We start from the raw sequence: 11,067 nt of genomic DNA on the forward strand, positions 1-11,067 counted from the left end.
CCGTTCGCCGGGGCCGGGAAACTACCTGACGGCGCGCCGGCAGGTTATGCGGAGGAGTGCTCTGCGCCGGTCACCGGTTGTCGACGCACACCTGAGCGGGGCTGTCGCTGGTGCACAGCACCAGGTTGCTGCTGAGGTTGTCGGTGCCGTCGACGGCCGGGATGGTGGCGGTGCCGTCACCCGACCAGGTGCCGCCCAGGTCGTTGGTGAACGTCCAGCTACCCGTCACCGTCTTCATCAGCTGGCCTCGCATCGCCCAGCTGTAGTTGTTCGGCTTCACGGATATCTTGTTCGCGTCGCTCACCGTGTCGGTCTGGGTCCACGAGTGGTCGTAGTGGGCGCTGACCGCGGAGCTGACCTTGGCGGTCACGAACTCGACGTTGATCCCCACCTCGCTGGTGACGGTGATGGAGCCGCCAACGGTGTTGGTCTGGGACGTGGTCTGCGTCCAGGTGATGGTCCGGTCCGCCGGGTCGGTGCTGTTGTTCCACACGTTCTGGCTGACCCGCTTCAGGTTCCCCACGGATGCCGTGCTCTCACCGGTGATCGCGTAGGCACACGACTTGATGATGCTGGAGCTGTTGCTGCATTGCTTCAGGGCGTACGCGGTGGCCATGTCCGAGAGAGTGGGCCCCGTGGCCCCCGGGCTCGGCGTCGGACCAATGATCCACTCCTGGTTGCTCTTGCCGTGGCAGTCGTAGAGCCCCACCACGGTGCCGTCGTTGCTGCCTTCCCCGAAGACGTCCATGCACTTGTTGTTGTTGACGTTCCGGATGACGTAGTAGCCGCCCCCGTTCTTCGACGGCTGCAGGTACCAGTTCTGCTTGCTGTTGTTCCGGTCGCAGTACACCGGCTCGACGAGGTGGTTGTTGTCGGTGTTGAAGTCGATGCACTTCTGCGTTCTGTCGTTGCGGATCAGGAAACTTCCGTCACCGTTGGGCAGGAAGCTCCAGTTCGCCATCGGGGTCTTGTTGATGACGATCTCGGTTCCGTAGTCTGCCGAGTCCTTCGCCAGATCCAGCGACGGCGCAAGGCCGTTGTCCGAGGTCAAGCGCGGCGAGAGGGACAGGCCCGCCGTGGCCGAGGTGTCCGCGTGGGCGGTTCCCGCGGTGAGTGGCGACAGTGCGACGGCGAGCACGGTGACGGCGACCGCAAGGGGTGCGGCCTTTGCGCGGTGGCCGTGTGGGGTCGGCTCAGTGATCATGGTTTTCCGTTCTCCTTCGGCAGCTCTTGCCTTGGGCCGAATTCGGTGACCGGCCCGTGGTGCCGCAGCAAGGTCCTCCGGGTGGTGAGGGGAAGCAAGGGAAGCACCTGATGTGCCGACTCGCGCACATGAAACGTGATCAGCCCTGCATCCACTCGCCTATCCCTGAATGCGGCCCTGCTGCGCGTGCCAAAGTACGGACCTCCACAGGGTGTTACATCCGTCAGCTGATGGAGGATTACGAGGGTCAGGCGGGCTTGAGGAGCTTGGCGATCTTGTCCCAGTCCTGGCGGGCGGCATAGGGGAAGAAGTTCCGCAGCAGGTGCACCACGCGGGTCTGCACGATCGTCCTCGGCCAGACCGTCTCCACCGCCTCGGGCCGGCCCTTGAGCCCGTCGCAGACGAGCATCTGGCGGGTTTCCGGGTATCGGGTGCGTCGCCCTCGCGGTCGCGTCATGATCCCCATCGAGCCGGTTCGCCGGCGGGAGGGACCGGAATGTTCAAGACGGGGGAGGCACAGCAGTGCGAGACCAGCTTCTCGGGGGTCGTTACCGGCTGGTGCAACAGCTCGGCGAAGGCGGAATGGGCCAAGTATGGGAGGCGCAGGACGAGACGCTGAGCCGGCCTGTCGCAGTCAAGGTGATCTCCCTGCTCGCCGGTGGCGGAAGCCGCGGCGACGAGGGACGCGCCAGGTTCCTGCGCGAGGCACGGATCACCGCCCGCCTGCAGCACCCCAACATCGTGACCATCCACGACCTCGGCGAGACCGGCACAGAGGGCAGCAGAGCCCCGTTCCTGGTGATGGAACTGGTCCGGGGCGAGGGCCTGGACGCGAAGCTGCGCCGAGGCGCCGTCACCCTGCCGGACGCTGCCCGATGGGGCGCGCAGATCTGCGACGCGCTGGCCGACGCGCACAACGCCGGAATCATGCACCGGGACATCAAACCGTCCAACATCCTCATCACGCCATCCGGCACCGTGAAGGTCCTCGACTTCGGCATCGCGCGGGCGGCCGACCCCTACGCGACTGCGGACCGTCTCACCCAGACCGGCTTCATCGTGGGCACACCCCCCTACATGGCCCCCGAACAAGCACGCGGCCTCCCGGAATTACGCAGCGACCTGTACGCGATCGGCTGCCTGCTCTTCGAACTGATCACAGGCCGACTGCCATTCCAGGCCCCCGACACCGTGGGCTACCTCACGGCACACCTCACCCAGGAACCCCCCACACCCAGCTCGGTGTCCGCGGACATCCCACCCGCCTGGGACGACCTCGTGCTGACCCTGCTGCACAAGGACCCCAGCCAGCGGTACCCGAACGCCGCCAACCTCTCCCATGCACTGCTACAACTCGACCGCGCACCCGAGCCCGAATCCCCAGCAGGCCACGAAGCCCGCAACATCCTGCTGGCCAGGATGGCCCGCTCGCTGAGTGCGTCACTCGCGCGCCGGGCGGCCCTCTCTCAGGACGCACGCGGGAATGACACCGTCCAGATGGCACAATCGCAGGTGAAGACGACGGTTCAGATGCCGCCCACCGCGCCACTCGCTTCCTTTGAGATGTCCTGGACCGGACAAGAGCCGCTGTCCGCCTATGCGGCCACACCACGCACGAAAGCTACCTGGTTCACAGCACTGCTTTCGTCTGCGATCGCGGTGGCCAGCTTTTACTTCCCGCTGCATCTAGGGCTCGTCACGCCGGGAGCTACTGACGGGCAGGATGGGTGGCTGGCCATCATGTCGGTCGGAGGCGGACTTGGCGGCGTGGTTGCGCTAGGGGCCACTGTCGGTGCGATCACGGAAACATTCGTGATCACCAAGCATGCGGGTGCGCGGAAAGCGAGATCCCAATGGGCGCTTCATATCGGTCCACGGGGGATCGCAACCGGAAGCGCCGCTGGACGGCGAGAGATCCCGTGGGACCAGATCCAGCGCGTCAGTATTGAGGAAATTCAGAGCTCATCACCATACCGGTACACCGGAATTCACATCGACCTGGAACCCGGCGCCAGCAGGCCGACCATGCTCCGACCGGCAGGGTGGCCCTATCCCCAACCGAACACAGTCAGAGCTCGCCCACGGGTCCCGGTTTGTGTCCTTGGCCCCCTGACGGAAAGGCAGCGGACAGAACTCATAGAGACCCTCACTGGATACGGCGGCCAACGGTTGGTCCCATCAGTTCACTTCACGACACTCCCCGTTGACCTTTGAAGAGCAGCCCCGGGATGCAGACGAATTCGGGAAACTGTGCAGGCGACTTCGGAAGCTGACAGGTGATGCAGGTACGGGTACGGGCAACCGGCCAGCAGGAGAGCCACCCGGGAGGCGCTCAGCCCACGAGCCGCTGCACCATGACTCACACCAGTTCGGGCTGCGGTTCGCGTCGCGGTTCCGGCAGATGCACCGACACGGCCTTCCGTTCCCACAGCTTGGTGGTCCGTACGTAGCCGTAGACCACTGAGGTCATCGCCAGAATGAGCAGCGGCCCGAACACCCATGGATATTCGGCCATCTCCATCGACAGGTAGCGATACGACGCCAGGAGCGCAGCGAAGACCGCGGTGCCGTAGGCGACCAGCTGGATTCCCGGCCGGTCCCAGCCGCGGTCGAGCGAGCGCAGCGCCGTCTCGATCGTGAGCGTGAACACCACACCGGCGACGATGTCCGCGCCGTAGTGGTAGCCGAAGCCCAGCGTTGCGCCGAGCGTGGCGATCAGCCAGAACGTGCCTGCGAATCGCAGAGCCCGCGGGCCCTTGCGGGAATGAATGAAGAGCGCGGTAGCCCACGCCGTGTGCAGACTGGGCATGCAATTGCGCGGGGTGGTCCTGTCGAAGAGCATCGGGTGCGGAGTACTGACCGGCGGCGGCGTGTCCGGCCACAGGTTGGCCACCGCCCAGTGCCCCCCGTCGGCACCGTAGGCGAAGATCGGTCCGACCACCGGGAAGAGCATGTAGATACCCGGCCCGAGCAGGCCGATGACCAGAAAGGTGCGCACCAGATGATGGCCCGGGAAGCGGCGCTCCACCGCCACTTTGCGTAGCTGGTACAGCGCGACGACGACCGCGGCCACCGCGAGCTGAATGTAGACCCACTCAAGAACGTGGAAGCCGATCGTGCCGGTGGCCGCGACGATCCGGCCCGCCACCCACGACGGGTTGCCCAACGCGTGATCGGCCGTCGCCACGTACTGGTCGAGCACCACCGGGCGGGTCTTCGACGTGAGCAGCAGCCAGGTGTAGCCGGTCTTGCGGCCGGCCACCAGCAGCAGGGCCAGTCCGACGCCTTTCAGCAGCAGGACACGCTCCCGGCCGGTGCAGCGCGTGACGGCGATGACGGCACAGGCCAAAGTCACCCACAACGCGCCGTTGCCGAACATCATCTCGGCGTCGACAGCCCACCGCACGAGCCAGAAGACGACGTCGATGCCGATCGCGGCGCCGACGGCGATGAACCGCTGCCGCCAGGTGAGCACCACCATCATCAACGCCATACTGGCGTACAACACCGTCCCCGACTGGGGGGCGAATATCACCTCTCGCGCCTGGATGGTGATCGGTCCCGGCACACCGTACCGGCGCGCGGCGATCTCCAGTGCGATGAGGAATCCGAGGGCCACCACACTCGCCGCGACCCACAGCAGGACGCGTGGTTGACGCCATGCAGCCAACCGAAGGCTGCCGTCTGTTCGCGAAAACCCTCGCGCTGTCCTAGATATCAATTTTTCAGCCGATTTTCCATATTTCAACGTGATCGTTGCGAGCTCGAACATGCTAGCGGAGGCGGTGGGTTTCACTGATCACGGGTACGTCGAATACAGCGATCGGCTCTGCGGGTGCCGGTAATTCATCCGTCCAGGTCGGGGTCCTGATCCCCACACTCCGACCGTGTCCGCTGATCGCGTCAGAGGCTTCGCCTGCACCTGGCATCAACGGCATCATGATCGGTCGTGCTGCAACGCCTGGCCCTGCTACTGGTACGCCCGGAGACGATCATGCAGTGGCACCGTGACGTACTCAAACGGCGCCATGCCGCAACCTGCAGACCCAAGCGACGCGGCCGCCCACCCACCGTCCGCTCAAGCCGACGCCTCCGGCCCACCCCAAGGCCCTCCGCAGCGCCCCTGCTACGCCAGTTCACTCAGCACATCGGTCCCTGGATCACCTGTGGTGACGGGTGCAGGGCTGCCCGTTGGCGAGGCGCTTGCGCCGGCACTCGTTGAAGGACTCGGGGTCGGCGTCGTCGGCGGCAAGGGCGGCTGGCTCGGCCGGCCGGAGGATGGGCTGGGGGTCGGCACGGCCTTCACCGGTGGCGAACTTACGGGCGCAGCGGACGCCTGCGGAGCAGGTGATTCCCGGTCCGTGGGCGTCGCGTCAGGGCGCCGAGTCACACCGTCATTCCGCTTGCGGGCCGCTCCTCTGCCCGGGTGTGTGGCCGGACGGTCCGGTGAGCGCGAGGCATTCGGGGGTCTACTGGTGTCGTGCCCTTGGGGCTCATCCGGGGATGCCGGCTCCGGGCTCGGTGCCGCTTGTGGGAGGCCTGCGGAGTGCTGGGGCACCAGCGACGCCGTTGCCAGGCCGCCGAGCACAGCGAAAGTGGCCGCGGCAAGAGTCCGAACGCCGTACCTCTTCCAGCGCGGCGGACCGTGGCGCCGGGCCTCGGGCAGGTCGGTGGCCGGAACTTGGGGAGTGACGAGGGAGGGACCGCGGCGGGGCTTGGCAGAGTCCGGCCCCTGGTCGAAGAGGACTTCCATCGCCGCCGTGTCGACCGCCGGAGCGTCGCCACCCCCATCGCTCAGCGGTGCCATGCCGTGGTCGTACGCCCCGCATTCCGGGCACGTCACAGCGCCGTTGAGGGTGCGGCGGCAGGGTATGCAGTAGTCCATGGGATCGACCGCTCAGTGGGACAGTCGCTGGAACGAAGCCTGGTTCCCTGACCCTGCCCGGCAACAGCCCTGTGTCGCAAAGCAGCGCTGAGCTTTGTGCAGCAGGATCCTTGGCATGTGCGAACCTCACTCACTCACCGGTCTACAGGTGGGCACCTGTTGTCGAGGTCTACGGGTGACGGCGTGCGAGTTGCTCATTCAACGGCTGAAACGTGAGGCAGGTAACTCCCGTAAATATTCTGTCTGTTCGCAAACTTGCCGCTGCTGGGGCGGGCTGAGGCCGCGCAGCAGGCTGGACCGCCGGCTCGTGCAGCTTCACCGCACAGGGGGCGCACGTGCGCCCCTCGCGCGCGGGAGAGTACGCACGCGCACGCCCGGCGCACTGAGTACGCTCTGTGCGCTCCCGTGCTCCCTGGGTTTCGAATAGCCGCCGGGCGGCGGGGCACCGGGTTCTAGGAAGTGACGAGATGTGTGCGGTGCAATGGGGCTCCGCGCACGCATGACTGGAGGCGACGGCGTTGATACGGGTACTGCTCGTGCACGACACCAGCCTGATGCGGTCGGCGCTGACCGCCCTGCTGGGGAAGGAGGGCGACCTCGAGGTCATTCCTTCCTCCTGGCGCACCGCAGCCGTACAAGCACAGTCACTGCGGCCCCACGTATGCGTCGTGGACATCGACTGCCCCGGCTCGGCCATGCTCGGCGCGGTGGCCGGACTCGCCCGGCGCATCACCAAGATGGGCGCCGCCCTGCTGGTCCTGGCGACCGACTCCCGGCCCGGTCTGTTGCGGCGCGCCTTCGACGCCGACGCACTCGGGTACGTCAGCAAGGACGGCGGCCCGCAGCGATTACTCGACGGCATCCGAAGAGTCGCCGCGGGCGAGCGTTTCGTCGACGAAGCGCTCGCCTTCGGCTTTCTCCAGGCCGCCGAAGTGCCGCTCACGCCACGCGAACTGAGCGTGCTGTGGCTGGCTGCCGAAGGCTCGACGGTGGCCGAGATCGCGCACAGTCTGCATCTGTCCAGGGGAACCGTCCGCAACTACATTTCCGCGATCACCCGCAAGACAGGGGCCCGCAACCGGGTGGACGCGATACGGATCTCGCAGCACGCGGGATGGGTCTGAGCACCGCGGCGCGGGTACGGGCGGGCGGGGGCCACGCGGGTGCCCGGACCGTGCGGGGGCCGGTCGGCCGAGCACCGGCAGTGTCGCCGACGGGTACAGCAGGGCGCTGGGGGGACTCCACCTTTGCGGCAGGGTGTCGCGATCGGCCGGCGCTCGGAGCGAAGACCTCCGAGGGGACGGTGCGTGAGCTGACGCGAGTGCGTCAGAAGGAGATGACGCTCTCGATCCGTGGGGGCGTTGGATGGGTGGTCAACCGGTGTGTCCACTCTTTGCCGTCGTGACGGTGTCGGCCGACCGAGCATCGGCCGACGCGGGCGGGCGGGAAGTCCGCAGCATCCGGCGTCGGCGGAAGGCGGTCGCGACAGCGGCTGCCTCACTTTCACGGACTCGGGTCTGTCGTCGACGGCTGTGACCGTCGCGGCAACGGTCACCCCGCGTGAGCGCAGGTCCTCCGCCGGCGTCGGCGAGGAAGGCCACCAGCACGGCGCTCAGGCGCCCGTGTCCTCCCAGTGCCCCACGAGGTCCCGGTACAGCTCCGAACGGGCCAGCAGCTCCTCGTGGGAGCCGGACTCGGCGTGTACGCCGTCCAGGACCAGGACCCGCGAGGCCCGGCGCGCGGACGTGAGGCGGTGGGCGATCACCATCAGGGTGCCGGGGCGTTCGGCGAAGGCGCGTTCGCCGCGGGCCTCGGCGGCCGCGTCCAGATGGCAGGTCACCTCGTCCAGCAGCACCAGCCGCGCGGGCGAGAGATAGGCGCGGGTCAGGGCGACGAGCTGCCGCTCTCCCTGGGACAGGGCGCCCGGGTGGACGGGTTGGTCAAGGCCACCGAGCCGGCCCACCACGTGCCCGAGGCCGATCGCCTCCACCGCGCTCTCCACGGCCGTGGACGGCGTGCCGTCGGGACACAGGTACAGCAGGTTCTCACGCAGGCTGCCGCTGAACACATAGGCCTCCTGCGGGATCAGGGCCCGTGCGTACGCGGACGCGTGCCCGTCGGGACGCCCCACCGGCACCCCGTCGAGCCGTATGTCCCCGCTGTCCGGCCGCAGCAGCCCGGCCACCAGCGCGAACAGCGTGGACTTGCCGATGCCGCTGGGTCCCACCACGGCGAGGTGCTCACCGGGCTCCACGACGAGATCGAGTCCCTCCACGACCGGCCGGGCGCCCAGGCCGTACGCGAACGACACCGAACGCAGCTCCACGCGCGGAGCGTGGGCTCGGGCCACCGCTCCGGCCGCCAGGGCCGCCGCCGGCGGCACGGGCCGCGGCGCACGCCCGTCGCCCACGTCGGCCCTGGCGTCGGGACGTCCGGCGAGATGGTCCAGGATCACGAGCAGCCGGGTACCGGCCGCCCCGAGCCCCGTCATCAGCGTGTGCAGGGCGGGCAGCAGGGCCTGGGTCAGATACGTGAGCGCCCCGAGCAGCGCCCCGGCGGTGATCCCCCGGTGGAGCAGCCAGGGCGCCGCGGCGAGGAGGAGGACGATCGGCAGCTGTGCGGACAGCGCGAGCGCGAGCGTGCGTACGGCGGCCCACCGGGCGAGCGACCGAGCGGCCCGGGTCTGGGCGTCGATCAGCTTCCCGGCCGCCGCGGCCGTCCGCTCCTCCGCGCCGCACGCCACGATGTCCCGCAGCCCCGGCGCGATGTCGCCGAACCGCTGGGCGAGTTCCTCGTCCGTACGCAGGAACTCAAGCTGCCGCGCGGCCATCGGGCCCAGCGCGGCGGCGAACAGCAGCAGACCGGCGGCCAGCGGCGGCAGCACGACCAGCAGCAGCGCGGGCGCGAGGGCCGCAAGACCCAGCAGAGCTCCCGCACAGGTGAAGACGAACGAGCGCAGGACGAGGACCAGTCCGGCAAAACCGTCCCGCGCCGCCTCCGTCTGGTGCGTCAGCCGGGACACCGCCGTGCGATCGTGCCCCGCGCCGGCACCCGACACCGCGTCGCACAGGGCGCCGGTCACGACCCGGCGCACCAGGCCGTCCCGCAGCGGTTCGACGAGGTCGGCGAGCCGTCGGAACATCCGCCCGGTGGCCAGCCCGCCCGCGACGACCGCCACCGCGGCGACCGCCAGCCAGGTCAGGCCCACCCCGGGCCGCCCGGCGAGAAAGCCGCGGTCCAGGGCCTGGGCGACGCCGTAGCCGCCGAGGAAGGTCTGACCGGATTCCAGCAGCGACCAGCCGGCGAGGCCCAGCAGCGCGCGGCGGCGCGGCGCGAGGAACGGGCCCGCCCGGGACAGCACCCGGCGCAGCGCCCCGCGTCGGCGGCTCGCGCCGGGGTGCCGCACCCGGACGGCGCCGGACGCCGCCCCGGAAGCCGCCGGAAGCACGGCCGCGCGCTCCGGTGCCCGTGTGCGCTCCCCGGCCGTCAACGTGCCCTGCCCCGAGGACCGTCGCCGCCTCCGTGACCGCCTCGGTGACCACCGCTGCCGCGGTGGCCTTCGCCGGGCTCCGTGGCGAACACGGCGCGGTACTCCGGCAGGGCCCACAGGGCGGCATGCGGCCCCACGGCCCTGATCCGGCCGGCGTCGAGCCAGGCCACCAGATCGGCGCGGGCCGCCGACGACGCCCGGTGGGCGATGACCAGCCGGGTACCGGGCCGGACGTCGTGCAGCAGGGCCCGCACGACCTGGCGCTCGGTCACGCTGTCCAGGCTGGACGTCGCGTCGTCCAGCACCAAGAGCCGTCCGGCGTGGGCGAACGCCCTTGCCAGACCGAGGCGTTGGGCCTCTCCCCCGGACAGCGGGGCGCCGCGGAGCGGGGTGGCGTAGCCGTCGGGCAGCCGCCGGATGAAAGGGTCTGCGCCCGCCGCCCGCGCGGCCTGCTCCACCTCGGCGCGGGCCGGTTCATACGGACCGAACGCGAGCGCCTCGCCCACCGTCGCGCCGAACAGCGCGGGCCGCTCGAAGGCGTACCCCACCTCGCGACGCAGGGCGGGCCGCTCGAGCTGGGACAGCGGTATGCCGTCCAGCAGCACCGTCCCGCCGTCAGGATCGGCGAGCCGGCCGGCAAGTTCGGCCAGGACCGTCTTGCCCGCCCCCGACCGGCCGACCACGGCCAGGGTCGCGCCGCCCGGCACGACCAGATCGACGTCGCGCAGCACCGGGCGCCCCTCGCGCACCACCGTGACCTGGCGGAACTCCAGCCGCCCGGGGCCGTCCGCGGGCGGTTTCCGATTCCCGTACGCCATGACGGGCGCGGTCCGCACGTCGGCGATTCGGCGTGCGGCGGCGCGGCTGCGCACGAGGGCGGCGAGCTGTCCGACGACAGCGCCGATCCCCGCGGCCAGCGCGGCGTAGCGTACGACGGCCAGCAGCTCGCCCACGCTCAGCTCCCCTGCCGCAAGGCGCAGTCCGCCGACCGCGAGCACGGTGGTCTCCAGCAGCGGCAGCAGGACCGCGCCACGGGCGACGGCCGTGCCGTACACCCGCCACACCTGCCGCCCGCGCAGGCCGAGTTCGGGCAGCGGTGCGAGGACCCGGGAGCGCTCCCGTTCCTGTGTGCCGGCCGCCGCGACGGTTCGCGCTCCGCCGAGCGCCTCCACGAGCCGGGCGGCGATCTCGCCCTGAACGCGCTGGTACCGGGCCACGGCCGTGGAGGTGTCGCGGGTGAACGCCCGCAGCAGCAGCACCAGCACCGGTGCTCCGGCGAGGAAGGCGGCCGCCGTCCAGGGGTCGATCAGCAGCAGCGCCACCAGTCCGCCGAGCGGGAGGACGAGGGCGGGCGCGGCGGCCGCGACGGTGGCCGGGGCCGCGGCGGCCTCGGCCACGTTCCCCGTCAGCCGGGTCACCAGGTCGCCGGGAGTGAAGCGGGCGGCCCCGCGGGGCCCGGCCGCGAGTACGTGCCGCAGGGCACGACGC

At 69.9% G+C, this 11,067-nt stretch carries 7 protein-coding genes and 1 pseudogene; 2 read left to right on the plus strand and 6 right to left on the minus strand.

Going from position 1 to position 11,067, the window contains the following annotated elements; genetic code table 11:
* Nucleotides 1-70: 70 nt before the first annotated feature.
* Nucleotides 71-1,204 carry an RICIN domain-containing protein gene (locus ACWGI8_RS29805; RefSeq protein ID WP_453665565.1) on the minus strand — a complete coding sequence of 378 codons (1,134 nt, stop codon included), beginning with the start codon at nucleotides 1,202-1,204 and terminating at the stop codon, nucleotides 71-73.
* 253 nt (nucleotides 1,205-1,457) lie between these two features.
* A pseudogene (locus ACWGI8_RS29810) lies at nucleotides 1,458-1,610 on the minus strand (transposase); the annotation flags it as partial.
* A gap of 116 nt (nucleotides 1,611-1,726) precedes the next feature.
* Between ACWGI8_RS29810 and ACWGI8_RS29815 the strand changes: the two are divergent.
* On the plus strand, nucleotides 1,727-3,418 hold the full coding sequence (locus ACWGI8_RS29815; RefSeq protein ID WP_453665566.1) for a serine/threonine-protein kinase: 1,692 nt from the start codon (nucleotides 1,727-1,729) through the stop codon (nucleotides 3,416-3,418).
* 145 nt (nucleotides 3,419-3,563) lie between these two features.
* On the opposite strand, the gene ACWGI8_RS29820 is transcribed toward ACWGI8_RS29815, so the two are convergent.
* Nucleotides 3,564-4,925, minus strand: coding sequence for a phosphatase PAP2 family protein (locus ACWGI8_RS29820; RefSeq protein ID WP_453665571.1), 1,362 nt, complete (start codon nucleotides 4,923-4,925; stop codon nucleotides 3,564-3,566).
* A 405-nt stretch (nucleotides 4,926-5,330) separates the two neighbouring features.
* Nucleotides 5,331-6,089, minus strand: a complete 759-nt coding sequence (locus ACWGI8_RS29825) for an SCO2400 family protein (RefSeq protein WP_453665567.1) — start codon at nucleotides 6,087-6,089, stop codon at nucleotides 5,331-5,333.
* A 554-nt stretch (nucleotides 6,090-6,643) separates the two neighbouring features.
* On the opposite strand from ACWGI8_RS29825, the gene ACWGI8_RS29830 reads away from it, so the two are divergent.
* Nucleotides 6,644-7,213 (plus strand): response regulator transcription factor, encoded by a 570-nt coding sequence (locus tag ACWGI8_RS29830; RefSeq protein WP_453665573.1) that lies wholly within the window; start codon nucleotides 6,644-6,646, stop codon nucleotides 7,211-7,213.
* A gap of 488 nt (nucleotides 7,214-7,701) precedes the next feature.
* Here ACWGI8_RS29830 and ACWGI8_RS29835 read toward each other — a convergent pair whose 3' ends face one another.
* Together ACWGI8_RS29835 and ACWGI8_RS29840 are read right to left on the minus strand one after the other, a co-directional pair.
* Entirely contained in the window at nucleotides 7,702-9,450 is a 1,749-nt protein-coding gene (locus tag ACWGI8_RS29835; protein ID WP_453665575.1) for an ATP-binding cassette domain-containing protein, read from the minus strand.
* A 125-nt stretch (nucleotides 9,451-9,575) separates the two neighbouring features.
* A partial coding sequence (locus tag ACWGI8_RS29840; protein ID WP_453665569.1) for an ABC transporter ATP-binding protein occupies nucleotides 9,576-11,067 on the minus strand: 1,492 nt, incomplete at its 5' end.

This window comes from Streptomyces sp. NPDC054841, assembly GCF_053611045.1.